Raw genomic sequence first — 26,006 nt, 5'->3', positions numbered from 1 at the left:
CGGTTCCTTTGACGATTGGCGCCCGGAGTCAGGGGCCAGAGAGAATAAGCTCTATATGTTGTAATACCATATGGTTATAACGAATAGTCACTTCTCATTCAGAAACCACAGGGTAATCTTGTTTCATCGTCGTAACAAACACAGGGATAGCGCCATGAGCAAAATTTTTGAGGACAACAGCCAGACTATCGGTCACACCCCGCTGGTTCGTCTCAACCGTGTTACCAAAGGTCGCGTGCTGGCCAAGATCGAGAGCCGCAACCCCAGCTTCAGCGTCAAGTGCCGGATCGGTGCCAACCTGATCTGGGATGCCGAGAAGCGCGGCATCCTGACCAAGGGTAAGGAGATCATCGAGCCCACCAGCGGCAACACGGGTATTGCTCTGGCCTTTGTCGCGGCAGCTCGCGGCTATCCCATCACCCTGACCATGCCGGCCACCATGAGCCTGGAGCGCCGCAAGCTGCTCAAGGCGCTCGGTGCCAATCTGGTGCTGACCGAAGGGCCCCTCGGCATGAAGGGGGCCATTGCCAAGGCCAATGAGATCCTCGAGTCCGAGCCGGGCAAGTATGTGTTGTTGCAACAGTTTGAAAACCCGGCCAACCCGGAGATCCACGAAAAGACCACCGGCCCCGAGATTTGGGATGCCACTGACGGTGAGGTGGATGTGTTCGTGGCCGGGGTCGGTACCGGTGGCACCATTACCGGTGTCTCCCGCTATCTGAAGAAAACTCAGGGCAAGGCGGTGGTCTCTGTCGCGGTCGAACCGGCCGAGTCGCCGGTCATCAGCCAGAAGCTGGCCGGTGAAGAGATCAAACCGGGCCCCCACAAGATCCAGGGTATCGGCGCCGGCTTTATCCCGGGCAACCTCGACCTCTCCCTCATCGACCGGGTCGAGCAGGTGACCAGTGACGAAGCCATCGAAATGGCCCGCCGCCTGATGGAGGAGGAGGGGATCCTGGCCGGGATCAGCTCCGGTGCTGCCGTGGTGGCGGCCAGCCGTCTGGCCGAGCTGCCGGAATTTGCGGGCAAAACCATAGTGGTCATCCTGCCAAGCGCGGCGGAGCGTTACCTCTCCAGCGCCCTGTTTGCCGGGGTGTTCAGCGAGCAGGAGCTGCAGCAGTAACTGATCGGAATCTTTCAAAACAGCGGCGCTCTCAGGAGCGCCGCTTCTTTATGGGCTAGACTCAACCCCTGTTAGTGTCACTTGATCCTTATTTTTTGGGGTAAAATAACAAGTTCCGGAGTGAGAAAAAAAGCAGACATTCCGCTCTAAATCTCATATCCTGTGCGGCGTCACGCGGTGTTTGCTGGCTGGGTATCACAAAGTAACAAAGTGTTATTTTTCGTTATAAAATAATTTCAGGCCAGTCCTGATGCGGCTTGTAGCCCAATAACTGAAAATTGCCAACCAGCGCGCCGATTACTGCACAGAAACTTGACCTGGATTAAACCATTGCGGGTCTGCTTTCGTTACTTTACAACATATCCATACTGACACGGTGGGTCAGGTTGCTTCAAAAACGACCAATCCACCAAAAAATATCAATAATATGGGGTGAAACCATGTACGAGAAGTCTGTTGTTATTACTGCTGAAAACGGCCTGCACACCCGTCCGGCAGCTCAGTTCGTGAAAGAAGCCAAAGAATTCCAAAGCGAGATCACTGTGGTCTCCGGTGGCAAGTCCGCCAGCGCCAAGAGCCTGTTCAAGCTGCAGACCCTGGGCCTGACCAAGGGTACCAACGTAACTATCCAGGCTGATGGCCCGGATGCTCAGCAAGCTGTTGAGAAGCTGGTTGCCCTGATGGACGAGCTGGAGTAATCCAGCTTTAGATTCCTCCCCCACAGTCGTTTTAATAGGAAGGATTATGATATCTGGCATTCTTGCGTCCCCCGGTATCGCATTCGGTAAGGCGCTTCTTCTTAAAGAAGATGAAATCGTTATCAATCAGGGCAAAATCTCTGCTGACCAGATTGATGCCGAGATCAACCGTTTCCTCGAAGCTCGTACCAAGTCAGCTACCCAGCTGGAAGCCATCAAAGAGATGGCCGGTCGCACCTTCGGTGAGGAAAAAGAGGCCATCTTCGAAGGCCACATCATGCTGCTCGAAGATGAGGAGCTGGAAGGGGATATCAAATCCTTCATCAAAGAGAACAAGGCTTCCGCTGACAAAGCCATCTATGAGGTGATCGAACAGTACGCCAAGATGATGGCCGAGCTGGATGACCCTTATCTGCGCGAACGCGCTACCGACTTCCGTGACATCGGTACCCGTCTGGTCAAGAACGTACTGGGCATCGCCGTTGTCAACCTGAGCACCATCGACGAAGAGGTGATCCTGGTCGCCAAAGACCTGACCCCATCTGAAACCGCTCAGATCAACCTGAAATATGTGCTGGGTTTCGTCACCGACATCGGTGGCCGTACCTCTCACACCTCCATCATGGCCCGCTCCCTGGAGCTGCCGGCCGTGGTAGGCACCAACGACATCACCGAGCGCGTCAAGAACGGTGACATGCTGGTGCTGGATGCGATCAACAACCAGATCATCATCAATCCGACCGCTGAACAGCTGACCGAAGCCAAGAAGTTCCAGGCTCAGTTCCAGGCCGAGAAAGATGAGCTGGCCAAGCTGAAAGATCTGCCTGCCATCACGCTGGATGGTCACCAGGTCGAAGTGTGCGCCAACATCGGTACCGTCAAGGATACCGAAGGTGCCATCCGCAATGGCGCCGAAGGCGTAGGTCTGTACCGTACCGAGTTCCTGTTTATGGACCGTGACGCGCTGCCGACCGAAGAAGAGCAGTTCAAAGCCTACAAAGAAGTGGCCGAAGCGATGCCGGATCAGCCGATCATCGTGCGTACCATGGACATTGGCGGCGACAAAGAGCTGCCGTACATGAATTTCCCGAAAGAGATGAACCCCTTCCTGGGCTGGCGTGCCGTGCGTATTTTCTTCGACCGCGAAGACATCATGCATGCTCAGCTGCGGGCCATTCTGCGCGCCTCTGCCTTCGGTAAACTGCGCATCATGTTCCCGATGATCATCTCTGTCGAAGAGTTCCGTAGCTTGAAAGCCACCGTAGAGACGCTGAAAGCCGAACTGCGTGCCGAAGGCAAAGCCTTTGATGAATCCATCGAAGTGGGTATCATGATCGAGACCCCGGCCGCTGCCGTGATGGCTCATCATCTGGCCAAGGAAGTGGATTTCTTCAGTATCGGTACCAACGACCTGACCCAGTACACCCTGGCTGTCGATCGTGGTAACGAGATGATCTCCGCCATGTACAACCCGCTGTCACCCTCCGTCCTGACCCTGATCAAGATGGTTATCGATGCGTCCCACGCCGAAGGCAAGTGGACCGGTATGTGTGGTGAACTGGCTGGTGACGAGCGCGCTACCCTGCTGCTGCTGGGTATGGGTCTGGATGAGTTCTCCATGAGCGCCATCTCTGTACCGCGTATCAAGAAGCTTATCCGCAACACCAACTTCGAAGATGTGAAGGCAATGGCTGATCAAGCACTGAGCTTTGCCACCGCCGCTGAAATCGAAGCATGCGTAGATAACTTTATTAAGCAGAAGGCAGTCTGCTAAGATCGGCTGCAAACAGCGACAAATCATCTCTAGGAGCTTTATATGGGTCTGTTTGATAAACTGAAGAAACTGGTTTCCGACGATAGCTCTGACACCGGCGGCATCGAAATCTTTGCTCCGCTGTCTGGCGAAATCGTGCCGATCGAAGATGTGCCTGACGTTGTCTTCGCCGAGAAGATCGTTGGTGACGGTATCGCCATCAAGCCGGCTGGCAACAAGATGGTTGCGCCGTGCGATGGCACCATCGGCAAGATTTTCGAGACCAACCACGCGTTCTCTCTGGAATCCGACTCCGGTATCGAGCTGTTCGTTCACTTCGGTATCGACACCGTTGAACTGAAAGGCGAAGGCTTCAAGCGTATCGCTCAGGAAGGTCAACAGGTCAAGCGCGGCGACACCATCATCGAGTTCGATCTGGCCGTTCTGGAAGCGAAAGCCAAGTCTACCCTGACTCCGGTTGTCATCTCCAACATGGACGAGATCAAAGAGCTGATCAAAATGACTGGTGCCGTGACTGTGGGCGAGACCCCGGTTATCCGTATCAAGAAGTAATGCCCGGCTGGCTCACGCCAGTTGCGCAGTAAAAAACCGAAGCCTTGTGCTTCGGTTTTTTTATGGCCGCGAGTCGGCTTTCCGTTCTGATTACCACTCTATTCTGTCGAGATGACAACTCGGTTACGGCCCTGATCCTTTGCCTGATAAAGGGCCCGGTCGGCCATCATCAGCAGATAGTCGATGCTCTCCTGCCCCTTCATGCTGGCACACCCCAGACTGATGGTGAGAGATAGCTGCGTCCCCTGCCATGGCAAGCGGGTGGTACTGACATGCTGGCGCAGCTGTTCGGCGCGCCGTGCCGCCTGTTCAATATCGCAACCAGGCAGGATCAGCAGGAACTCCTCTCCGCCCCAACGGGCCAGACTCTCCCCCGGCAACAGCTGGCCCGCCATGGCGTGGGCGACGGCGCAGAGCGCGGCATCGCCCGCAGGATGGCCGTAGCGGTCATTGACCTGTTTGAAATGGTCGATATCTCCCAACACCACCGAGAGGGGCTCACCTTGCAACCAAAGGGCCTGCAACTGTTGCTGGGCGCCACGCCGGTTGGTCAGTTCGGTGAGCGGATCGGTGCAGGAGAGGCGGCTCACCTCTTCCACCATGCACTGCAGGTCGTGGATATCGCGAAAGGTGACGATATGGCCATCCGGGATGGCATCGGCTCCCAGCTGGGCAGTGACGATAAACCAGCGCGACTGACCGCTCTTGCAGCGGATCAGCGCAGGCATTTCGGCAACCTCCAGCCCTTGCGACAAGCTCTGTTCCACCTGGGAGTGCCAGGAGTCGATGATGGTGCGGCGATACCCTTCATCCGGGTAGGCGACCTGAAACCAGGAAGCCATGTCCGGCAGATCGTCAAGGTTGTAGCCCAGCTGCTCAATGAAGGCTTTATTCAGGAAGCGGTGGCGCCGCTGCGGGATCATGTCGGGTGAGCAGCCATCGTGACGGGCAATGGATTCTGACACCAGAATAGGCAGCGGGATCACATCGAAGGAGCGAAACAGGATCTGTTGCAGTTCTCGGTCATTCATAGGAAAAGCGGCTCCACGATGCATCTTTTACATGCTTTACCATAGGTCAGACCTGTTTGGTGGTAAACCGATTTATAGCGGTTCCGCCGCCGGTTTTTCAGCCAATGGCAAAGGCGAGAAAATGGCGGAGTTGTGTGCCGTGGCCGTATCGGGTGAAAGCTGGGCAGGTTGAGGAGAAGGGGTGGGGCAAAAGGGTCAAAAAACCCACATGGTCAGGCACATGTGGGTCGGGAAAAACCAGACAGGGTAAAACAGACACTCCCTGTGTCGGTCATCTTCAGCTCAGGTGGAGGTGGTCCATCTGCTGGAGCTTTTCGGGCCAGGGCCCCTGCTGGTGGTCACCAAATCTTCACACGCTCGGAAGGTGGCAGATAGAGCTTGTCTCCCGGCTTGATGGCAAAGGCGCGATAGAAGGCTGGCATATTCGTGACGACGCCATTGACCCGGTACTCCAGCGGCGAGTGGGGATCTGTCTTGAGCAGGACGGCTGCAAGCTCGGGCCGGTACTTCCCTTTCCACACCTGTGCCCAGCCGATAAAGAATCGCTGCTCGGCGGTGAAGCCATCGAGCACAGCTGACTTGCGGGTGCCCAAGGCGAGCTGGTACGCCTTGTGGGCGATGGTCAGGCCGCCGAGATCGCCGATGTTCTCGCCAAGGGTCAGCTGGCCGTTGACATGCTCCCCCTTGATGGGTTCGAAACGGTCGTACTGTTTCGCCAGTTTTTGCGCTCTGGCGGTGAACTCCTTGAGATCGGCCGGAGCCCACCAGTTGTGCAAGGCACCGTTGCCATCGAATTTGGCCCCCTGATCATCGAAACCATGGCTCAGCTCGTGACCGATGACCGCGCCGATGGCGCCATAGTTGACAGCATCATCCGCCTTCAGATCGAAATAGGGCGGTTGCAGTATGGCTGCCGGGAAGACGATCTCGTTGTTGTTCGGGTTGTAGTAGGCGTTCACCGTCTGCGGATTGTCGAACCACTCCTCCCGATCCACCGGTTGATGGAGGCGGGCAAGGTGCTCGTTGTAACGCACCGTGGCCGCTCGCTGGGCATTGCCGACCAGATCATCGGGACGGATCTCGATTGCGCTGTAATCCAGCCACTGGTCGGGATAGCCGATCTTGACCCGTACCTTGGCCAGTTTCGCCAGCGCCTGCTGTTTGGTCGGGGCAGACATCCAGTCGAGCCCACCGATCTCCTGGCGATAGGCGGCGATCAGATTGCGCACCATGGTCGCCATCTGTGCCTTGGCTTTGGCCGGGAAGTAGCGCTCCACGTAGAGTTTGCCGACCGCCTGACCCAGATAGTCGTCCAGCACCTCCATGGCCTGCTTCCAGGGCTCCCGCTGACGGGGGATGCCGCTCAGGGTCGTGCCGTAGAAAGCGAAGTGCAGGGCATTGCTCTGGCTGTCGAGATAGGGCGCATAAGTGCGTAGCAGATGGAACAGGCAGTAGGATTGCCACTGTGCGATGCTGGTCTCCTGCATCACGGCGGTCAGCTTCTCCAGATAGTCCGGCTCACTGACGATGATCTCCGTTTCCCCGGCGATACCAGCCTCTGTCAGGTAGCGTTGCCAATCCAGGGTGTGCAGCAACTGACTGAGGCGGGCGATGGGCAGTTTGTTGTAGGTGAGGTTGTCATCCCGCCGCTTGACTCTGTCCCACTGCAGGCTGGCGAGGCGGGTTTCCAGCGCCAGAATGCTATGGGCCTGTTCGCTCGCCCCTTCGACGCCGGCATGGTTGAGCAGGGCGGTAATGAACTGCTCGTAGCTGGCCCGCAGAGCCTTGCTGGCGGCATCTGCTTTCAGGTAGTAGTCCCGATCCGGCAGACCGAGACCGGATTGCTGCAGGTAGATCCCGTAGCTGTCAGGCTGCTTCTTGTCGGCCATGAACCCGATACCAAAGGGAGCGCCGCCCCCCAGCTTGTTAACACGGGCAAAGTAGGTGGCCAGCGAGGCGCCATCATGGATGGCCATGATCTCTTCGCGCAGTGGTTGAATGGGGGTCAGCCCTTTGGCATCCCGTCCGGCCTGATCCAGATAGCTGGCGTAGAGATCGGCGATCTGCTGGTGAGGGGTTCCGGCCTGTTGCGGGCGCTTGAGCAGCTCCTCCAGCAACACCTTGCGATCCTCCAGCGACTTGTCCGCCAACAGATTGCCGATGGTCTGCCCCGGCATGTCATCCGGTATTTGGGTCTGGGCCAGCCAGTTGCCGTTGACGTGGCGAAACAGATCGTCCGCCGCGCGCACGCTGTTATCCATGCTGGCCAGATCCACCCCGGAGTGGCCGCTGGCGGCACCGGCGCATGGGGCGAGGCCAAGCAGGGCCAGCGCAATGAGGCTGGCGATCATGCTGCGTTGCTGTTTCATCGTGTGTGTCCTGTATGGAGAGTCGGTGGTGAATTGGCTGTAACCGCTGGTCAATCAGCTGCGAACGACCGAGAGGAAACGACCGTCGTGATTGAAGGTGCAGGTAAAGTCGACCGCATCATCGTCGGTCTCGTACTGGCCATAGACCTTGTATCTGTGGCCGCTCTCTTCTGCCGACTCGGTGGTGATATCGCGGGGGGAGACATGGAATTTGCTGGCTGCTTCCCCCGAGCAGTAACGGGGCATCTTGCTGGTGGCCATATGCTGGTCATCGCTATCGTCATGCTGGCCATCATGCTCGTGTTTGTTATCGCTGTGCTTTTTCCCGGCGTAATAGCCAGCGGCGCCGATCGCACCCAGCGCAGCTGCACCTATCAGGACTTTCTTGGTATCCATATTCTGGCAGCCGCTCAATGCCAGACAGGCGGCCAACCCCATTACCATCAAGGAGTGTTTCATCTCTCGGATCCTTTCAATTATCAAATGAGCAAGTCGATGTCAGCCGGGTGGTGGTCACAGGGCCCGGCGCTGGAATGGCGCCACTTTGCAATGGTCAGGATGAAGAGGACACTCAAATAAAATTAAAAAAAGTTATAAAAGTCCGGGAGCCCGAGCGAGCGCGGTATGGGGTAAGCGGTGAGGGGAGAAGGGCGCAGGTTTCATCCATGCGGTAAGTAGTGGTGTGGGGCAAGTGTTTGTTTTTAGACTTTTATTTCTCTTTATATTTTATCAAGGGTGATGGCTGCCTGTTGTGCGGCGGCCAGCCATGTTGGCAATGGATAATTGTCTCTATCGCCATAAACAGGCATAAAAAAGCCGCTCACCTGGGTGAGCGGCTGTTGCCATCAGAACCGTGCAGTTCGCTATCAGGCTGGCTGCTTGCCATCTTCCGCGGGCGGCGGCAGAGCGGCGGAGTTGGACTCCACCTTCTGCTCTTCGCCCTGCATGTTCTTGATGTAGACATCCATCTGGTTGAAGGCGATCTCGATGCCGTTCTCGCGGAACAGCTGGTCGATCTTGCGGTTCAACTCGTCTACCGCCGGGTTGCGATCACCCAGTTCGCTCACGAAGAAGCGCAGCTCGTGATCCAGGGTGCTGGCGCCAAAGGTGAGGAAGTAGACGATGGGGGCCGGGTCTTTCAGCACCCGACTGTTTTCGTCGGCCGCCTGCTTGAGCAGGGTGCGGGTCAGCTCGAGATCCGAGCCATACGCCACGCCCACCCGCACGATCACCCGGGTGACGGTGTCACTCAGCGACCAGTTGATGAGCCGTTCTGTCATCAGTTGCTGGTTGGGGATGATCACCTCTTTGCGGTCGAAGTCGGTCAGGGTGGTGGCGCGAATGCGGATCCGCGAGACGGTACCGGAGAAGGAGCCGATGGTGACGGTGTCACCGATCCGCACCGGACGCTCGAACAGGATGATGATGCCGGAGACGAAGTTGGAGAGGATCTCCTTCATGCCGAAACCGATACCGACTGACAAACCACCCGCTACCCACTGCAGCTTGTCCCACTGCACGCCCATCATGGAGAGAGCGGTGAGGGAACCGAAGCCGATCAGCACGTAGTTAAGCATGGTGGTGATGGCGTAGGCGGTCCCCTGAGCCAGGTTGAGCTTGGAGAGCACCAGCACCTCCAGCAAGCCCGGCAGGTTGCGCGCCAGTGACCAGGCACCGCCGAGCAGCAGGAAGCCGATCAGCACGTCACTGAGGCTGATGGGGAACAGCACGGCGTTGGCGCCGGTGCCTTCACTGCGGTGCCACAGCACCATGCTGTCGAGGTAGGAGAAGACCGCGACCAGATCGGACCAGAGCCAGTAGAAGGCGACGCCGAAGATCAGCATCAGCACGGTACGGGTCAGACGCAGGGACTGCTGGCTGACATCCTCCAGATCCATGGGCTGCTCTTCGATGGACTCGCCACCTTCCGCATCTTCCGAAGATTTGTGCTCACGCTTGGCCACCGCACGGCGGTAGGCCAGACGACGGGCAGCCAGCTCCAGACCACGCAGGGCGGTGCGGTAGACCAGGCTCCAGATGATGATGAGGTAGAAGGATTCGATCAGACGACCGGTCAGCTTCAGCGCGGTGTAGTAGTAACCGAGCACCGCCAGCACAATCAGCGCCACCGGTGCCAGCGCCAGAGCGATGGCGATCAGCGACTTCTGCATGCTCGCCTCGCCCTTGATGCGGGCGCGGGAGATGGGGAACACCAGATAGGCGGCCAGCCCCAGCAGGGTCAGGGTCATGGCCTGGCCGATCACGTCGTTGCCCAAGGTGGAGGGTTCAACCACCGCCTTGGTCGCGAGCATGATGAGCGGCAGCAGTGGCAACCAGATGTAGCGCATGCTGTTGCGCTTGGCCTGCAGCTCCGCTTTCGGGATCCGGAAGTGGGTTTCGGCGATGCCGCCCGGGCGCATCACCGCCAGATAGACGCTGAACACCAGATAACCGAGGGCGAGGTTCAGGGTGATTTGGAACATCAGCTTGGGACTGAGCAGACCGCAGTAGGTGAGCAGCAGACCGCCAGCGAGAATGAACATGCTGCCCGGCAGGCGTTGCAGCACGGTATAGAGCAGGGCGCGCGGGGTGTGCCACTGGCTGTCCTGACGGAAACGGCCAAGGTCCTTGGTGATCTTCTTCTCGCGCTCAACCAGCGCCGGACGTTTCCAGACCAGCAGGCCGCCGATCAGCAGTAGCGGGAAGGCGAGCAGGGAGATCCCCAGCAGCTCTTCGCGCCAGCGTTTCCAGTCCGGTTTCAATACCCAGTCGGAGGCCTGTTTGTAGGCCTGGGCGGGCCAGCTGATAAACCACTTGCTGTCGATGGGCTTGTTGCTGCTTACCCAGAAGATGTGTTGCTGCAGGGTAAATTCGATAGAGGCATAGACCCGCGCCAGCTGCTGCTGGGTCAGCTGCAGGCTGATGGCGTTGGTGAGCTGGCTGTCGAGTTGTCGGTTGAGCTGATCGAGCAGATTGATGCGGGTGTCGAGCAGCTTGGCAAGGCTCTCCTTGTCCTCCTCGCTCACCGGATCCTTGCTGCCGGCGATCAGATTGTCCAGATAGAGGTTCTTCTGGAACAGTTGGTCACGCTGCTGGCTCAGCTCGAACTGGGCCAGATGCAGATCGGCGATCTGCTCTTCCAGATTTTTGACGGCGATGGTGGGTGCCGCTTCCAGCTGCTGGTAGAGCTGATAGAGGATGCGCGACAGCAGCAGATTGCCCTTGAGCATCTGCACCTGTTCATTGAGGTTGCGCTCGGTCTGGATGCCGCGCTCCAGCCAGCTCTTGGCTTGCAGGTTTTTCTGTACCAGCGAGTTGAGGCTGGTGGTGGCACCGATCAGCTGCTGGCTGAGCTGGTGGTTGAGCTCCTGCTCTTTTTGCACCAGCGGGCTGTCTTCGGTCGCCACCAGTTCACCGGTCTGCTCGGCGGTTTTTTCGGTGTCGCCGAGGCGCTTGGCGCTGCTCTGATCCTGCAACAGCTGCAGTTTTTGCTCTTCGCTGGCGAGACGGGCACTCTGGTAGTCGCGCTGCTTGATCGCCAGATCCTGCATGCTGGTACGGTTATCCAGCTCCTTTTGCAGGTGGGCCAGTTGCAGGTCGAGCAGGGCCAGCTCGGCACCGAGCTTCATCTTCTCGGCGCTGGAGACGCTTTCACCTGCGTTGAGGCGGGTACGGATCTCCTGACTGCGCTGGTAGGCGCGGCTCATGCTGGCCTGGGCCCGCTCCGGCAGGGTCTGCAAGCTGGTGAGCTGGCTGCCGATGGCGCCGAGGGCCTCCTGGGCCGCCTGCATGTTGGCCAGCACTTCCGGCTGACGGCTGTCGAGCTCTGCCAGACTCATGCTGGCGTATTCGCTCTTGATCTGCTCGGCACTCTTGCCCTTGGTCAGGGCATCGAGTTTGGCGCTGATCTCTCTGAGTTCGGTGGGCAGGTTGCGGATCCGCTGGGCCTGGGTCTTGGCCTTCGCCTCTTCCTTGTCGATGCTGTCGAGCAGTCCGAGGGTTTCGGTCAGCAACTTCTGATCCGCTTGCTGACTGACGGTCAGGGTCTCTGATTTACCCAGACCATCCAGCGCTCGCTGAACTGCGTTGCGAGAGGGGACATCTTGCGCCATGGCTTGCGGGACGCAGAGGCTGGCGAGGAGACAGAGCAGCGGCAACAGGGTGGCCGAGACTCTTTTAAAACGTATTGAGGGCATATAACTTCCGGGTTATTACGCAATATTCGGGAGATTTCCCGCATAGATTAAATTCGCGTGGATTCTAACACCGGGCTTGGCAGGTAAGCAGGGGGGAGGGATAAAAAAAACGGCACCCGCAGGCGCCGTTTTCAACTCGTTCAGCTCTGATTAAAGAACGTGAACAGAAGCGGTGTTGGTGGTGCCGCTCGGTACCAGAGCACCGGAGACCATCACAACCACATCACCTTTCAGACCCATGCCGATTTCCAGCGCGGCTTCTTTACCGATGCGATAGAAATCGTCGGTAGAGGCGATGCTGTCAACCACGTGGGCAACCACACCCTTGGTCAGAACCAGCTGGGCAGCAGTTTTCTTGTTGGTGGTGATAGCCAGGATCCAGGCTTTCGGGAAGTACTTGCGAATGGCCTTGGCAGACTTGCCGCCTTCGGTAGCGACCACGATCAGCGGGGCGTCCAGCTTCTCGGAGGTCTCTACGGCGCCTTTACATACGGCTTCGGTGATGCGCAGCTTGTTGCTGTCGTTGGCAGCAGACAGGTTGGACGGCATCACGGCATCGGTACGCTCGCAGATGGTGGCCATGATGGTCACGGCTTCCAGCGGGTACTTACCCTTGGCGGATTCACCGGACAGCATCACTGCGTCGGTACCGTCCAGGATGGCGTTAGCCACGTCGCCAGCTTCGGCGCGGGTCGGACGCGGGTTCTTGATCATGGAGTCCAGCATCTGGGTGGCAGTGATAACCACTTTGCGGGCTTTGTTGCACTTGGCGATGATCATCTTCTGGGCGAAGATAACTTCTTCAACCGGGATCTCTACACCCATGTCGCCACGAGCAACCATGATGCCGTCGGAAACAGCCAGGATCTCGTCGAAGTTGTCCAGACCTTCCTGGTTTTCGATCTTGGAGATGATCTGGATGTTCTCGCCACCGTGGGCTTTCAGGTGCTCACGGATTTCCAGAACGTCTTCTTTCTTGCGGATGAAAGAAGCGGCAACGAAATCAACGCCTTGCTCGCAACCGAAGATCAGGTCGCGCTTGTCTTTCTCGGCCAGGGCCGGCAGCTTGATGGAGACGCCCGGCAGGTTAACGCCTTTGTTCTCGCCCAGGTCACCGTTGTTCAGCACTTTACAGATAACTTCGCGCTCGGTGATTTCGATAACGTCCAGACCGATCAGGCCGTCATCAACCAGGATGCGGTTGCCGACGCGCAGATCGTTGGCGAAACCTGCATAGGTCACGGCCACTTTGTCTTTGTTGCCAACCACGGTCTGGTCGGTGGTGAAGGTGAAAGTCTGGCCAGCGACCAGCGCGACGTCGTTGCCGCCTTCCAGCTTCATGGTACGGATTTCCGGACCCTTGGTGTCCAGCAGGATAGCTGCGTGCTTGCCGGTCTCGGCCATAACAGCGCGCAGGTTGCTGATGCGGCTGCCGTGCTCGGCGTAGTCACCGTGGGAGAAGTTCAGGCGCATGACGTTCATGCCGGCGTCCAGCATTTTGGCCAGCATTTCTTTGGATTCGGTCTTCGGACCGATGGTGCAGACAATTTTGGTCTTTTTCATGTCAATCTTCATGGTTAAGGAATTTCCGCCGAGCAATATACACCAGTTTTTGGAATCTTTTTATGATCCAGAAACAACGTTTTGACCAGATAACGTTTTCTTTTCAGGGATAACGTTTTCCTGTGAGTCACATTTTAGAGCATACGGCCACAGGTTCGGGCTGAAGGGATACAAATGTTGCCATCTGTGGTTGTTTGGCCGGGTTGAGGTTCAGATGTTGTAAAATGACCACCCGTCCGCTGTCACCGTCTTGTCACCGGCTTGCGCAAAAATGTTAGTTCATTGGCGCACGGGTGAAGGAGGCCGGGATGAAAAACAGCCATGAAACCGGATGGGCTCTGCTCTTGCTGGGCGCCGCCCTGCTGCTGGTTCAGACACTGCCAACCCGCTACTGGCCTGATAATGCCGGTCTGCTGGCGATCTTCTCCCATCCGGTGAAAGGGGAGGTGGCGGCCGAGGGATTGGCGTGGCGAGAGTGGCAGGATCACAGTGCCGCGACCCGGATGGCGCTTCGTGCAGCCCGACCGCAGCCGGATGCTCCTCAGCCTTGATATCTATTGCCGATTACCTGTCGTGAAGGCGTGAAATTATCAACCATTGGTTGATAGTTCTTATCCATCTTGCTGGATTGTTCACTTTTAATGGCAGGGGGATAATCGATTCCAACAGCGATATCCCCTCCGGTATCGCCCCCTGATACTTTGTTGGAGTCCGCTTTATGTCCCTCGCCCCCGTCTGGTTTATCTCTCACGGCGCACCGGATCTGGTGCTGCGTGAGCAACCCGCCACCCGCTTTCTGCGAACCCTGCGTCTGGGTGAGCTCAAGGGGCTGGTGGTCATCTCCGCCCATTGGTTCAGCCGCGAGCTGCAGATCAACGTCGAGCCCAAACCGGCCTTGATGTACGACTTTTACGGTTTTCCCGAGCCCCTCTACCGGATGCGCTGGCCTGCCAGTAGCCCCGAGTGGCTGCAACAAGGGGTGAGCGACCAGCTGGCACTGGCCGGACTGACCGCCACTTCGGTGCGGCGCGAGCTGGATCACGGGGTCTGGTCGCCCCTCTCTCTGATCGACCCAAACAGCGAGATCCCGCTGGTGCAGATCTCCATTCCCGCGAGCTTCACTCCGGCCCAGTTGTGGCAACTGGGAGAGGTATTGGGGGCGCTGCGCAGTCAGGGGATTGGCATCCTCGCCTCTGGCGCCATCACCCACAACCTGCGGGCGCTGGCACCGGAAGGCTCGCCGGTGCCGGAGTGGGCCAGCCAGTTTGTCGACTGGCTGGAGCAGAAGATGGCCGACGAGGATCGGCTGGCGCTGCTCGACTATCGCCAGCAGGCTCCAGGCGCGGTGGAGTCCCATCCCCACGACGATCATCTGCGCCCACTCTTTGTGGCGTTGGGGGCCGCTGATGGTGTGGCGCCCACCCGGCTGCACGAGAGCTGGGATGGCGGCAGCCTCTATATGGGCGCCTACCGCTTCGGTTGATTGCCTCTCAACAAGACCCCGCCAATTGGCGGGGTCTTGTTGTTTACGGCGTGGTGGACCGATGGTAGTGGTGATTGAGCCGAAGGCTCTCAGGGAACCACTACCCGGCTCTCGCCGCCGCCGAGGGCTTCGACCCTGATCTGCACGCCGATCCGCTCCACCAGCGTCTGGACGTGGGAGATGACCCCGATCTGGCGGCCGGCGGCCTGCAGGGAGTCGAGGCTGGCGAGCGCCAGATCCAGACTGTCCGGATCCAGGGTGCCAAACCCCTCGTCGATAAAGAGCGATTCGACCTGGGTCTGCCGTGACGAGAGGCTGGAGAGGGCCAGCGCCAGCGCCAGCGACACCAGAAAACTCTCGCCACCGGAGAGGGAGTCCACCGAACGCACCTCGTCCCCCATGTCGAGATCCACCACTTGCAGCGCCAGATCGGTGCCGGGTACCCGCTCCAGCCGGTAGCGCGGCGACAGCTCGGCGAGCTGGGCGTTGGCCTCCAGCAGCAGACGCTCGAGGGTGAGGCTCTGGGCGAAGGTGCGGAACTTGGCGCCGTTGGCTTGCCCGATCAGATCGCACAGCTGCTGCCAGTGGTCGGCCACTGCCTGCTGGGCGGCCAGCTCCTGTTGCAGGCTACCTGCCTTGAGAGCGGCGGCTTCGGCCTGTGCCAGCTTGCTCTTGCACTCGAACAGCTGCTCTTCAAGGGCGTGACAACGGGCATCGAGTGCCGCCAGTTGATCGCTCAGCTCTGCATCCGGCAGGGCGGCCAGCTCGGGGTGGTGCTCGCGATAGCGATCCCGCTTGCTCTCCTCCAGTGCCAGCGCCCGTTGCCGCTCGGCAAGGCGGGTACGCGCCTCGCCAAGGGCATCTTCCAATCCTTGCAGGGCGGTGCGGCGAGCCTTGAGTTCATCGGGAGTGATGGCCAGCAGGCGGCGCAGGTCGTATTCGGCAATGCCGAGGGTACTGGCGTGGGCAGCCCAGCGCCCCAGCACCTCCCGCTTGCGGCGACTGCTGGTCTGCTTTTCCTGCTCCACATGGGTGAGACGGGTCTTGAGTTCGGTCTGCCGCTCCCGCAGAACGCGGGAGCTGCTTTGCATCAGCTCCAGTTCGCTGGCGAGCTGTTGCAGCCGCTGTTGCCAGCGGCTCTCGACCTGCGGGATCTCCTCGCCACCGAGACAACCGCTGCGGCTGGTGAGCAGCCCCTGCCGCTGCTGCTCGTGCTCCTTGTAGTCCCGCTCGAGTTTGTGCAGCAGCTCGCGCTGGGTCTGCAGGCGCGCCTCCTGCGCACTTAGTGCCGGGGTGAGGCTGGCGATCTCGCTGGCCAGCCGCTCCCACTCGCTCTGGCCGTGCAGCCAGGCTTCGCAGGCTCGCTGCCACTCGTGCCACTGCTGGCTGCCGAGCCACTGGCGCCAGGGTTGGCCAGCCATCTGTTCATCGAGACGGTTGCCCCCCTGTTCGAGGCGCTGGCGCAGGGTCGCTTCCTGCTCGCCCATTGCCTTCACTTCCCCTTCCTGCGCAATGCGATGACGGTCGGCCTCCTGCCACTGCTGCTCGAACTGCTGGTGCTGGGCAGCCAGTTGGCTCAGTTGCTGACGCACCCCTTGCAGCTGTTGTTGACCAAGCTGGGCCTGACGCAGCTGCTGCTGGCTCTGGGCCAACCCCTGCTCCAGCGCCTGGCCACGGCCAAGCAGGGTGCTCATCAGCTCGTTCCACTCAATGGGGCTTTGGCGCAGCGGCAGCGGATGGCCGAGCAGGGTATCGCCCCCCAGCTGTTGCCAGCGCTGGGTCAGTTGCTCGGCGCGGGTTTCCAGCTCCGGCAGATGTTGTTGACGCACCGCCAGCTGGCGGGCCAGCTCCTGACGCTCGCTCTCGCACTGGATGTATTGATGATTGAGCCGATCCCATTCGAGTTCGAGGCTTCTGACCCGCTCCGCCAGCTGACCCAGGATCCCCGCCACCTGCGGCTGGCTCTGGCTGTAGGGGTGCTCCCCGGAACCGCACAGCGGGCAAGGTTCGCCATCGCTCAGGATATGGCGATACTGCTCGAAGCCGGCGATGGCGCGGGACTGCTCCAGCGCATGGCGCGCCTCGTCCCGCTGCAGGGCGAGCCGCTCGCGGGCTGGCACCAGCTCGTCGCCAAGGGTGGCGAGCTTGCCCAGCGCCTGCTCCAGCTGGGCAATCTCCTGCTGCAAGCGGCCATGTTGTTCGCCGTGGTTGCGGCCATAGTCGGCCAGCTCCAGCAGCTGGCGCAGCTGGCCCAGCTGTTCGGTCTGTTGCTGCCACTGCTCCTGCGCCTTGGCGAGGCGGCTCTCCCACTGCTGCTCCTGCAGCTCGTTCTGTTGCTGTTGCAGCCGAGCTTGTTCATGTTGCCAGTAGTCGCGCTCCTGCTGGCCCTTTTCCAGCTGGCGTTGCAGCTGCTGCAGGGCGCGCAGCTTGTGATCCCGCAGGGTGAGCAGTTGCTGCAGCTTGTCGGCATCCTCGGCCCAATCCTGCATGGCGGTGAGCAGGGGCTGCCACTGGCGGGCCACCGGTGCCAGCTCCTTGTGCTCTTCGAGCCAAAGGCCCCACTGCTGGTGCTGCTGCTTGAGCAGTTCCACCTGTCGGCTCTGCTCGCGCCAACCCTGCTCGAGGGTGAGCTGTACTTCTCGTTCCTGCGCCCCCTCCTGCTGGATCTTCTGCAACTGCTGCACTTTTTCCCGGATGCGGGTATCGAGCTCCTGCGCCCGCTTGAGTTCGGGTTGCAGGGCACCCCATTCCCGCTCGGCGGCGATCTTCTCCGCCAGCAACTGCTGTTCGGTCAGCGCGCTCTGCTGGGTCTGCTCCTCGAGCTTGGCCAGCTCCGGCCCAAGCTCTGCGATCACCTTCTCCTGCTGCTGCACCTCAAGGGTGAGGCGGGCCAGCTCGTCGTGATCGGCGCGGGCCACCTGGGCCTGTTCGGCACGTGCAAACTCCTCGCGCTCGGGGGCCGCTGCGCCGTGGGCCTGCAGGGCGGCATCGAGCGCCGCCTGTCCCTCGGCGCAGCCCTGCAGCTGGGCGGCAATGCGGCTATTGAGGTCGCGCAAGTCCTGCATCAGCTGCTGCTGTTGCTGCTCGTGCTTGAGGGTGGTGGAGAGGCTTATCTGCTGGCTTACCCACTGTTCGCGGGTCGCTTCATCCATCAGTGCCACGTCGCCGAGGCGCTGGGCGATGGTGGCCAGCTTCTGCTGCTCTTCCCGCGCCCGTTCATAGGTCTGGATGGAGATGGCGGAGTAGAGCTCGGTGCCAGTCATCCGTTCGAGCAGAGCGGAGCGCTCGTTGGCGTCCGATTTGAGGAAGGCGGAAATTCCCCCTGCGGCAGGATCACCGCGCGGCGGAACTGCTCCCAGGAGAGACCCACCAGCTCGTCGATGCGATCCTGCAGCTCCCGCTTGCTGCCGGAGAAAACCTGACCCGACTCGACATCGGTCAGGGTGCGCTCCTGTGCCTGAAAGCGCCCTTCGGCGCGGTTGCGGGCACGGCGCACCGCCCAGCGGGCCAGCCAGATGCGGCCATCGCAGCCGCGAAATTGCACCTCGGCAAAGCCGCTGGCGTGACCGCGACTGAGGATGCCGCGTACGTCGTTGGCCTTGAGCTTCTCTTCGTCATCCATGCGGCCCACTTCGGCCACGTTCTTGCGATTGGCGATAAAGCGCGGCATCTCGTCGTAGAGGGCGAGACAAATGGCGTCGAGCAATGTGCTCTTGCCGGCGCCGGTATTGCCGGTGATGGCAAACAGCCCCGCGGCGCCGAGAGCCCCGTGGGTAAAGTCGATGGTGAAGGCGCCGGTCAGACTGGCCAGATTCTCACCAGACAGAGACAAGATTTTCATTGGTTTGACTCCTTCACCTGCTCAAGGATCTCTTCGAACGAGGCGACCAGCTGTGCTTCGGGCTCCCCCTCGAACTGGCGCTGATAGCAGAGGCGGAAAACTTCAGTGGGGGAGAGCTCATCGAGCCTGCGCCGCTCGCGACCATCGGCCAGTCCTTCGCCAGAGCCCTGATACTGGGTACTGATGCGGGCCAGCCGCACCGGTTTGTCGGCGATGGCAGCGAGGATTCGCTCGCGGATGCGGGCCTCTGGCTTGGGCAGCAGCAACCGCACTTCGAGGAAGGGCTGTGCTTCTTGTGGACAAGGGGGGAGCGTCAGTGCCTCGATGGCTTTCAATGCGTCGTCGAGAGGGCTCTGGAGCAGACGGATCATCTCCACTGCGCGGGGCACCGGGATCCGCTCCAGCCCGGCCAGTTTCCCCCCGCAAAGGTCACTTCCAGCACCTGATGGTTGTAGTTGGCTTCGGCGAGCGAAAGCGGCAGCGGCGAGCCGCTGTAGTGGACCCCCTCGGCCGGGCTCTGGGCCAGATGGAGGTGACCGAGCGCCGTGTAGTCGGCACCGGCAAAGAGTTCGGCAGGCAGGGCGTGCTGGTTGCCGCCGAGCACCCGCCGCTCTGATAGCTCGGAGAGTTGGCCCGCCGCCAGATAGGCGTGGCCCATGGCGATGAGCGGCAGATCCTCCCCGCAGCGGGCGCGCCCTTCGGCCAGCACCTCGGCATAGATCTGGCGTACCCCTTCGATCAGCCTGTCCTGCCCCTCTGCCAACTGTTCCACCCGCAGATCGCTGCTGCGCAGGAACGGCACGGCGGCGCACCAGGCGGCAATCTTGCCCTCCCTGTCTTGCAGCGGCACCAGCAGACGGTCGGTCTCGAGCTTGCCCTCACTGTCGCGGCTGATGCTGCCCACCAGATGCAGGTCAAAGGCCCGCAGTAGCTCGTGGGGGGCATCCAGCTTGGAGGGGGAGTCGTGGTTGCCGCCGATCAGCACCATGTTGAGGTGAGGCAGCTCGGCGCGCAGCCGCGCCAGAAAGCGGTAGAGCTGTTGCCAGGCGCTGGCGGGGGGATTGGCGGTATCGAACAGATCGCCCGCCACCAGCAGGGCGTCGATCTCGCGCGCCTTGAGGGTGTCGGTCAGCCAGTCGAGGAAGGCATCGTGTTCAAAACGGCGGTCGTGACCATGGAGTTGATGGCCAAGGTGCCAGTCGGCGGTATGGAGGATTTTCATGAGAAAGCAACCCGGATCCTGGGATGGTGCCGGTGGCACCCGATGGTGACAAGATGAGGATGCCCCATGCTTTTTTCAAGTAAAACAGGGGGCTGCCGTCAGTTCATGCGGGTTCGCAGCACATCTTGTACTGGGGGTGGCCGGTAAGGGGGTCGGACTCCTCCGCCTCGATGACAAAGCCGTGGCGGCGGTAGAAGCGCACAGCCTGGGAATTTTCCACGAAGACTCTGGCGTGGAGCGACGCACCCTGACGCTTGGCCTCCTGCAGCAGGGCGTGGCCGACGCCGCGTCCCTGTCGGTCGGGGCGCACAAAGAGGGCGGCGAGGTAGTTGTCTACCAGCGCCATAAATCCGAGCAGGTCGCCGCGCTCCTCGAACACCCAGATGTGGGCGTGATCGAGGTAGCGGGTGCGCAGATCCTCCTGGGCCTGCCACCAGCAGGAGGCATCGACGAAATCGTGGGCCTGCAGGGAGGCCAGCAACCAGATTTCGACGATCTCTTCCATGTCTTCCGGGCGACTGGGCCGCAACATACCTTCATCCTTATTAACAATTTACTTTCGCAGTCTAGGAGAACTTGATGAACAAACAGGTGACATAAATGAGACCCTGTGAGGTCGATCGCCCTTTATTTAGCGAGAATGATTGGCTGATCACAAAGCGCCTCTCTAGTACAATGCCCGCCGGACAATCTAGAGACCGAGGACGCCATGTGGTTTAAAAACCTGCAGATTTATCGCTTTACCCGCCCCTTTGACCTGACCGTGGATCAGCTGGAAACCCAGCTGGAAGCCTGTGCCTTCACCCCTTGCGGCAGTCAGGACATCTCCCGTTTCGGGTGGGTCAAGCCCCTTGGCAAATTCGGCTCAACCCTGACCCACTCTGCCTCCGGCCACATCCTCATCTGCGCCCGCAAAGAGGAGAAGATGCTGCCCGGTACCGTGGTCAAGGAGATGCTGGCCGAGAAGGTAGAAGCGATCGAGTTCGAACAGGGACGCGCCCTCAAGAAGAAAGAGAAGGAAGCGCTGAAAGAGGAGATCCTCCACACCCTGCTGCCCCGTGCCTTCAGTCGTACCAGCCAGACCTTCGCCTGGATCAATCCGGCCGACAATTTGATGGTGGTGGATGCAGGTTCTGCCAAGAAGGCGGACGATCTGCTGGCACTGTTGCGCAAATCCATCGGCTCTCTGCCGGTGGTGCCGGTGGCCCTCAAGAACCCGCCGGAGATCACCATGACCGAGTGGTTGAACGAGGGCAACCTGCCTGCCTCCTTCACGCTGGAAGATGAAGCCGAGCTGCGCAGTGCCATGGAGCACGGCGGCATCATCCGCTGCAAGCAGCAGGATCTGATGACGGACGAGATCAAGAACCACCTGGCCAACGACAAGCTGGTGACCAAGCTGGCCCTCAACTGGGGCGAGACCGTCAGCTTCGTGCTGGGGGATGATCTCTCCATCAAGCGTCTGAAATTCAGCGAAGAGCTGCGCGAGCAGAACGACGACGTCACCAGCGAAGATCCGGCCGCCCGTCTGGATGCCGACTTCGCGCTGGTCACCGCCGAGCTGGCCCAGTTTATCCCGGCGCTGTTTGCCGCCCTGGGTGGCGAAGAGCAGTCCATCTAAGCGAACTGGCTCTGCCTGATCGAAAAAAACCGCCTTCGGGCGGTTTTTTTATGTCTGTTACGGATAGCCATTATTGATAGATGAGTAAGATATTGATCTTGCTCAATAACTTGAGCTGTCAGCGCCAATCGTGACATAGTCCCCCTTCATGGTCATAAAACAGACAAGGAGAGTGTCATGTTGCGCAAACCTCTGGGGCTGGCTATCGCCCTTGCCCTGCTGGCCGGTTGTGCCAGTGACAACGGCTTTCACTACACCCCGCCAGCCCAGACCCTGATCGCACCCGAAGCCGCCAGTGGCTGGACCGACAAACAGGGCTGGCAGGGCCATGACTTCATGGTGGCGGCCGCCAACCCGCTGGCGGTGGATGCGGGCTACCAGATCATCAAGGCCGGTGGCAGTGCCGTCGATGCCGCCATTGCGGTGCAGCTGGTATTGACGCTGGTGGAGCCGCAATCCTCCGGGATCGGTGGTGGGACGCTGCTGCTGGTGTGGGATGGCCGCAAGGTGAGTGCAGTGGATGGCCGCGAGACGGCGCCGGCTGCCGCAACCGACCAGCTGTTTATGCAAGATGGCAAGCCGCTGGCGTTTTATGACGGGGTGGTGGGGGGCCGCTCGGTCGGCGTTCCCGGCACCCTGCGCGCTCTGGCACTGGCCCATCAACGTTATGGCAAGCTACCCTGGGCTGCGCTGTTCGAGCCCGCCATCACGCTGGCAGAACAAGGATTTGTGATAAGTCCACGGCTGGCCACATTGCTGGCCAAGGATCCCTATCTGGCACGGGATCCAGAGGCGCGAGCCTACTTCTATCAGGCGGATGGTCGCCCCAAAATGGCGGGCACCCGGCTGACCAACCCGGCGCTGGCCAAGGTGTTGCGCACTCTGGCCACAGAGGGGGCGGATGCCTTCTATCAGGGGCCGCTGGCGGATGCCATGGTGGCCAAGGTACGCCAGCATCCCACCAATCCCGGGGTACTGGCGGCCACCGATCTGGCCAGCTATCAGGCCAAAGTGCGGGATGGCCTCTGCTTTGACTATCGCCAGAGCAAGATCTGCGGCTTTCCCACTCCCTCGTCCGGCACCCTGGCGCTCGGCCAGATCTTCGGCATGCTGGAGAGCCGCGATATGGCCGCCCTCAAGCCGCTCACCACGAAGGAGGGGGGACTGGCTGCTTCCAGCGAGGCTATCCATCTCTATAGTGAAGCGGCGCGTCTCGCCTTCGCCGATCGCAACCAGTACGTCGCCGACAGCGATTTTGTCAGCGTGCCAGTGAAGGGGCTGCTGGACAAGGGCTATCTGGCCGAGCGGGGCAAGCTTGTCGGTCAGCACTCAATGGGGATTGCCAAGCCCGGCACGCCGCCACTGGCGCTGGCACGCGGCAAGGATGCGACCCCCGAACTCCCCTCTACCAGCCATGTCTCGATTGTCGACAAGGCGGGGATGGCTATCTCCATGACCAGCTCCATCGAGGATGGTTTCGGATCGCGTCAGATGGTCAACGGCTACCTGCTCAACAACCAGCTCACCGATTTCTCCTTCACCTCGGTGGATGCTGCCGGTCTGCCGGTGGCAAATCGGGTGGAGCCGGGCAAGCGGCCCCGCTCCTCCATGTCACCCCTGCTGGTGTTTGACAAGCCAAGCGGCGAGCTGACCATGACGTTGGGCTCGCCGGGGGGCTCCGCCATCATCAACTACGTGGGTAAGACCCTGCTCGGCACTCAGGATTGGGGCCTGAACCTGCAACAGGCCATCAACCTGCCCAACTTTGGCAGTCGCAACGGTCCCACCGAGCTGGAAGCGGGACGCACCCCCCTGTCGGTGGTCGAGGGGTTGAAGGCGAGGGGACACGAGGTGGTACTGAACGAGCAAACCTCCGGCCTGCAGGGGGTTGAGCGCAACGCTGGTGGCTGGTTTGGCGCAGCGGATCCGCGCCGGGAAGGGATCGCCAAGGGGGAGTGAGGTTCCCATAGCAATAAGGCCAGCATAATGCTGGCCTTGTTGCTGATGGTGCGCTTACTGGATGCCAACAGCTCCACGTCGAAGATCAGGACGGGCGCTCAGTGGGATATTGCCACTGGAGCATCCTGCGCGGTTACTGGATACCCAACAGCTCCACGTCAAAGATCAGGACTGATCCCGGCGGGATTTTGCCTGCTGCACGCTCGCCGTAGGCGAGGTTGGCGGGGATGTAGAAACGGGTCTTCTCACCTTCCACCATCAGCTGCACCCCTTCGGTCCAGCCAGCGATCACCTGATTGAGGCCAAACTCGATGGGCTCGCCACGGGCGACCGAGCTGTCAAAGACGGTGCCGTCCAGCAGCTTGCCCTCGTAGTGCACCTTCACCTTGCTGGTGGCGGTGGGGTGAACGGTGCCGGTGCCCGGGGTCAGCACTTCGTACTGCAGGCCGGAGGCGGTGGTGGTCACCAGCGGCTTCTCCTTGTTGCTGGCGAGGAACTCGGCGCCAATCCGCACGTTGTCAGCCGCCAGCTTCTTGTTGTTGCTGCTGGAGTAGAAGTAGTAGGCCACACCGGCGATGAGCAGCGCGATCAGTATGAATTTCATCGGTTTTTCCTGTTCCATGAAATGTAAAAAGTGCAATGAGGGCGCCATCTTATCGCGCACCGCTCCTGATGGCGAGCCACAGGGCGGGAGGATGTGAGTGGGCAGGCAAAGCCCGGCGAGCTGGACGCAAAAAGGGGCGAGTCAGTGACTCGCCCCTCGTCATGGCTGCGGCGCTTACTTGGCGGCCACCATCATCAGGGCGGGCAGGGCGAAGAAGAGACCCGTCACATAACCCAGAGCCAGCAGCTTGTTCTCGCTGCCTACCCGGGCCAGCCCCTCGGCGGCGCGTACCGGCAGGTCACGCAGGAAGGGGATGCCATAGATGATGACCACGGCAAAGAGGTTGAACAGCACGTGGACCAGCGCGATGGTCAGGGCCAGCTGGGCACCGGCTCCGCTGATGGCGGTGGCAGCCAGCAGGGCGGTGATGGTGGTACCGATATTGGCCCCCAGGGTGAAGGGGTAGAGCTGACGGGTGCTGAACACGCCGCCGCCGGCCAGCGGGATCATCAGGCTGGTGGTGGTGGAGGAGGATTGCACCATGATGGTCACCAGCGCACCGGAGGTGATGCCGGTCAGCGGGCCACGGCCCAGCGCCTTGTGCAGCAGCTCTTTGGCTCGGCCAACCAGTACCTGTTGCAGCACTTTGCCGAGATAAGTGACGCAGGCAAGGATCAGCAGGATACCGATGATGATGGTCGCGATGGCGGCACCCTTGCCCGGCAGGAAGGCCACGGCGCTGTCAATCAGCTGCTGGGCCGGTGCGGTCAGCGGCTTCATGAAGTCCATGCCCTTCATCGACATGTTGGCGGAGCCTACCAGCAGGTTGGCCAGCCACTCGGCGCTGTGTTGCAGCAGGCCGAACATCAGCTCCAGCGGCAGGAAGATGAACACCGCCAGCAGGTTGAAAAAGTCGTGCACGGTGGCGGCGGCGAAAGCGCGGCGGAACTCGGCGCGATCCCGCACATGGCCCATGGAGACGATGGTGTTGGTGATGGTGGTGCCGAGGTTGGCACCCATGACCATGGGGATGGCCATGCTGATGGGCAGGCCGCCAGCCACCAGACCGACGATCACCGAGGTGACGGTGCTGGAGGATTGCACCAGCGCGGTAGCGAGAATACCCAGCAGCAGGGCGACAAAGGGGTTGTTGGCAAAGGCGAAGATCTGGGCTGCGCCCTCGGCGCCGCCGGAGAAATCTTTGAAGCCGTGGGAGATGGCGCCCACGGCAACCAGGATCAGGTAGACCAGTACGATGACACTCATCCAGTTGAACAGGGCGCGGGTCGCGGGCGGCTGTGACAAGGAGTGATGGTGTTGCATAAAGCCTCTTGAGACGGTCGTTCCGTCTTGGGTTGTTGATGACCCGCGCATTTAATCAGTGGTTAATGACAGAAATATGACAACGTGACATTTCGATGATGTTTTTATGACGACGAACTGCGGCGACAGGCGCTGACCGAGCCGGTTGGCTCTGGGGTGGCAAAAGGGGGGACGAAAGCACTGCCGCCTTGTCAGCCGGAATGTGATCGCTACACTGCGCCCCTTTATTGGCAAGCAGGAGTAAACAAGATGATGCGTGCATGGATCCTCTCTCTGTCGCTGGGGCTGCTCTCGGCAGGGGCACAGGCCAGCCTGTTGAAAACCGACTGCAACCTCGACAAGGCCCTCAAAAACGAAGCGGTGAATGCCACTCTGGGAGTCAAGGGCAACTGTGATACCAGCAAGCTGGTGAAGCAGGAGAAAGAGAAGGTGAAAGCTGAGGTGCAAAAAGGCCGCAACGACCTGCTGGGCGAGAAGCGTGCCGACCTCAAGGAGAGCGGCAACGGTATGCAGCAGAAGATGGACAAGGCAAACCAGCAGCTGCACAAGGCGGAGCAGGATGCCAAGACCATCGCTCGCGATCCGCTCAAGGCTGCGGCGACCGCCGTACTGGATAAGCAGTAAGCAGACCGGGCCCAAGCCCGTGT

Annotated in this window: 17 protein-coding genes and 2 pseudogenes; 9 read left to right on the top strand and 10 right to left on the bottom strand. The window is 60.3% G+C overall.

Going from position 1 to position 26,006, the window contains the following annotated elements; all coding sequences use genetic code 11:
* Positions 1 to 154: 154 nt before the first annotated feature.
* The 4 genes from cysK to crr all read left to right on the top strand — a co-directional run bounded on the left by cysK (position 155) and on the right by crr (position 4,147).
* Positions 155 to 1,123, top strand: coding sequence for a cysteine synthase A (gene cysK, locus ACTG2T_RS03290; RefSeq protein ID WP_181269038.1), 969 nt, complete (start codon positions 155 to 157; stop codon positions 1,121 to 1,123).
* 440 nt (positions 1,124 to 1,563) lie between these two features.
* A complete protein-coding gene (locus ACTG2T_RS03285) occupies positions 1,564 to 1,821 on the top strand; it encodes an HPr family phosphocarrier protein (protein WP_005338266.1) in 258 nt (85 codons plus the stop codon).
* Between the two features lie 46 nt (positions 1,822 to 1,867).
* Complete coding sequence (ptsI, locus tag ACTG2T_RS03280) at positions 1,868 to 3,595, top strand: phosphoenolpyruvate-protein phosphotransferase PtsI (protein WP_019446785.1); 1,728 nt, start codon at positions 1,868 to 1,870, stop codon at positions 3,593 to 3,595.
* Between the two features lie 42 nt (positions 3,596 to 3,637).
* The gene (gene crr / locus ACTG2T_RS03275) at positions 3,638 to 4,147 is read left to right on the top strand and encodes a PTS glucose transporter subunit IIA (protein WP_005338264.1); all 510 of its coding nucleotides are present in this window, start codon (positions 3,638 to 3,640) and stop codon (positions 4,145 to 4,147) included.
* Positions 4,148 to 4,245: 98 nt separating this feature from the next.
* Here crr and ACTG2T_RS03270 read toward each other — a convergent pair whose 3' ends face one another.
* From ACTG2T_RS03270 to pykF, 5 genes are all read right to left on the bottom strand, one after another.
* Positions 4,246 to 5,178 (bottom strand): GGDEF domain-containing protein, encoded by a 933-nt coding sequence (locus ACTG2T_RS03270; protein ID WP_100646460.1) that lies wholly within the window; start codon positions 5,176 to 5,178, stop codon positions 4,246 to 4,248.
* A gap of 338 nt (positions 5,179 to 5,516) precedes the next feature.
* Positions 5,517 to 7,547, bottom strand: a complete 2,031-nt coding sequence (locus ACTG2T_RS03265) for a M13 family metallopeptidase (protein ID WP_330124130.1) — start codon at positions 7,545 to 7,547, stop codon at positions 5,517 to 5,519.
* Between the two features lie 54 nt (positions 7,548 to 7,601).
* The gene (locus tag ACTG2T_RS03260; RefSeq protein ID WP_042052664.1) at positions 7,602 to 8,006 is read right to left on the bottom strand and encodes a hypothetical protein; all 405 of its coding nucleotides are present in this window, start codon (positions 8,004 to 8,006) and stop codon (positions 7,602 to 7,604) included.
* Positions 8,007 to 8,413: 407 nt separating this feature from the next.
* A complete protein-coding gene (gene mscK, locus ACTG2T_RS03255; RefSeq protein ID WP_005359039.1) occupies positions 8,414 to 11,743 on the bottom strand; it encodes a mechanosensitive channel MscK in 3,330 nt (1,109 codons plus the stop codon).
* 150 nt (positions 11,744 to 11,893) lie between these two features.
* Positions 11,894 to 13,306 (bottom strand): pyruvate kinase PykF, encoded by a 1,413-nt coding sequence (pykF, locus tag ACTG2T_RS03250; protein WP_031227651.1) that lies wholly within the window; start codon positions 13,304 to 13,306, stop codon positions 11,894 to 11,896.
* A 308-nt stretch (positions 13,307 to 13,614) separates the two neighbouring features.
* Here pykF and ACTG2T_RS03245 point away from each other — a divergent pair, with 308 nt between their 5' ends.
* The gene (locus tag ACTG2T_RS03245) at positions 13,615 to 13,857 is read left to right on the top strand and encodes a hypothetical protein (RefSeq protein WP_330124131.1); all 243 of its coding nucleotides are present in this window, start codon (positions 13,615 to 13,617) and stop codon (positions 13,855 to 13,857) included.
* A gap of 167 nt (positions 13,858 to 14,024) precedes the next feature.
* Complete coding sequence (locus ACTG2T_RS03240; RefSeq protein WP_330124132.1) at positions 14,025 to 14,789, top strand: DODA-type extradiol aromatic ring-opening family dioxygenase; 765 nt, start codon at positions 14,025 to 14,027, stop codon at positions 14,787 to 14,789.
* 89 nt (positions 14,790 to 14,878) lie between these two features.
* Here ACTG2T_RS03240 and ACTG2T_RS03235 read toward each other — a convergent pair.
* The 3 genes and pseudogenes from ACTG2T_RS03235 to ACTG2T_RS03225 form a co-directional block, all read right to left on the bottom strand.
* Positions 14,879 to 18,630, bottom strand: a pseudogene (locus ACTG2T_RS03235) (AAA family ATPase).
* Positions 18,627 to 19,852, bottom strand: a pseudogene (locus tag ACTG2T_RS03230) (exonuclease SbcCD subunit D C-terminal domain-containing protein). The pseudogenes ACTG2T_RS03235 and ACTG2T_RS03230 overlap by 4 nt, the downstream one beginning before the upstream one ends.
* A 103-nt stretch (positions 19,853 to 19,955) precedes the next feature.
* Positions 19,956 to 20,384 carry a GNAT family N-acetyltransferase gene (locus ACTG2T_RS03225; RefSeq protein WP_330124135.1) on the bottom strand — a complete coding sequence of 143 codons (429 nt, stop codon included), beginning with the start codon at positions 20,382 to 20,384 and terminating at the stop codon, positions 19,956 to 19,958.
* 177 nt (positions 20,385 to 20,561) lie between these two features.
* Between ACTG2T_RS03225 and rdgC the strand changes: the two genes are divergently transcribed.
* Positions 20,562 to 21,473, top strand: coding sequence for a recombination-associated protein RdgC (rdgC, locus tag ACTG2T_RS03220; protein WP_040098586.1), 912 nt, complete (start codon positions 20,562 to 20,564; stop codon positions 21,471 to 21,473).
* Positions 21,474 to 21,650: 177 nt separating this feature from the next.
* On the top strand, positions 21,651 to 23,432 hold the full coding sequence (gene ggt, locus ACTG2T_RS03215; RefSeq protein WP_330124136.1) for a gamma-glutamyltransferase: 1,782 nt from the start codon (positions 21,651 to 21,653) through the stop codon (positions 23,430 to 23,432).
* A gap of 133 nt (positions 23,433 to 23,565) precedes the next feature.
* On the opposite strand, the gene ACTG2T_RS03210 is transcribed toward ggt, so the two are convergent.
* Positions 23,566 to 24,036 carry an FKBP-type peptidyl-prolyl cis-trans isomerase gene (locus ACTG2T_RS03210; RefSeq protein ID WP_304520076.1) on the bottom strand — a complete coding sequence of 157 codons (471 nt, stop codon included), beginning with the start codon at positions 24,034 to 24,036 and terminating at the stop codon, positions 23,566 to 23,568.
* Positions 24,037 to 24,210: 174 nt separating this feature from the next.
* Entirely contained in the window at positions 24,211 to 25,359 is a 1,149-nt protein-coding gene (locus ACTG2T_RS03205; protein WP_064338447.1) for a sodium:phosphate symporter, read from the bottom strand.
* Between the two features lie 249 nt (positions 25,360 to 25,608).
* Here ACTG2T_RS03205 and ACTG2T_RS03200 point away from each other — a divergent pair, with 249 nt between their 5' ends.
* Positions 25,609 to 25,983 (top strand): hypothetical protein, encoded by a 375-nt coding sequence (locus ACTG2T_RS03200; RefSeq protein WP_005359057.1) that lies wholly within the window; start codon positions 25,609 to 25,611, stop codon positions 25,981 to 25,983.
* Positions 25,984 to 26,006: the final 23 nt, after the last annotated feature.

Origin of the sequence: Aeromonas sp. 75A (assembly GCF_051919425.1) — a bacterium.
GTDB lineage: Bacteria > Pseudomonadota > Gammaproteobacteria > Enterobacterales > Aeromonadaceae > Aeromonas > Aeromonas veronii.
The sequence above is the reverse complement of the archived record's forward strand: the minus strand, read 5'-3'. Positions and strand labels throughout refer to the sequence as shown.

Coding starts and splice junctions, on each gene's coding strand:
- cysK (WP_181269038.1), top strand. CDS start 155: ATGAGCAAAATTTTTGAGGACAACAGCCAGACTATCGGTCACACCCCG.
- ACTG2T_RS03285 (WP_005338266.1), top strand. CDS start 1,564: ATGTACGAGAAGTCTGTTGTTATTACTGCTGAAAACGGCCTGCACACC.
- ptsI (WP_019446785.1), top strand. CDS start 1,868: ATGATATCTGGCATTCTTGCGTCCCCCGGTATCGCATTCGGTAAGGCG.
- crr (WP_005338264.1), top strand. CDS start 3,638: ATGGGTCTGTTTGATAAACTGAAGAAACTGGTTTCCGACGATAGCTCT.
- ACTG2T_RS03270 (WP_100646460.1), bottom strand. CDS start 5,178: ATGAATGACCGAGAACTGCAACAGATCCTGTTTCGCTCCTTCGATGTG.
- ACTG2T_RS03265 (WP_330124130.1), bottom strand. CDS start 7,547: ATGAAACAGCAACGCAGCATGATCGCCAGCCTCATTGCGCTGGCCCTG.
- ACTG2T_RS03260 (WP_042052664.1), bottom strand. CDS start 8,006: ATGAAACACTCCTTGATGGTAATGGGGTTGGCCGCCTGTCTGGCATTG.
- mscK (WP_005359039.1), bottom strand. CDS start 11,743: ATGCCCTCAATACGTTTTAAAAGAGTCTCGGCCACCCTGTTGCCGCTG.
- pykF (WP_031227651.1), bottom strand. CDS start 13,306: ATGAAAAAGACCAAAATTGTCTGCACCATCGGTCCGAAGACCGAATCC.
- ACTG2T_RS03245 (WP_330124131.1), top strand. CDS start 13,615: ATGAAAAACAGCCATGAAACCGGATGGGCTCTGCTCTTGCTGGGCGCC.
- ACTG2T_RS03240 (WP_330124132.1), top strand. CDS start 14,025: ATGTCCCTCGCCCCCGTCTGGTTTATCTCTCACGGCGCACCGGATCTG.
- ACTG2T_RS03225 (WP_330124135.1), bottom strand. CDS start 20,384: ATGTTGCGGCCCAGTCGCCCGGAAGACATGGAAGAGATCGTCGAAATC.
- rdgC (WP_040098586.1), top strand. CDS start 20,562: ATGTGGTTTAAAAACCTGCAGATTTATCGCTTTACCCGCCCCTTTGAC.
- ggt (WP_330124136.1), top strand. CDS start 21,651: ATGTTGCGCAAACCTCTGGGGCTGGCTATCGCCCTTGCCCTGCTGGCC.
- ACTG2T_RS03210 (WP_304520076.1), bottom strand. CDS start 24,036: ATGAAATTCATACTGATCGCGCTGCTCATCGCCGGTGTGGCCTACTAC.
- ACTG2T_RS03205 (WP_064338447.1), bottom strand. CDS start 25,359: ATGCAACACCATCACTCCTTGTCACAGCCGCCCGCGACCCGCGCCCTG.
- ACTG2T_RS03200 (WP_005359057.1), top strand. CDS start 25,609: ATGATGCGTGCATGGATCCTCTCTCTGTCGCTGGGGCTGCTCTCGGCA.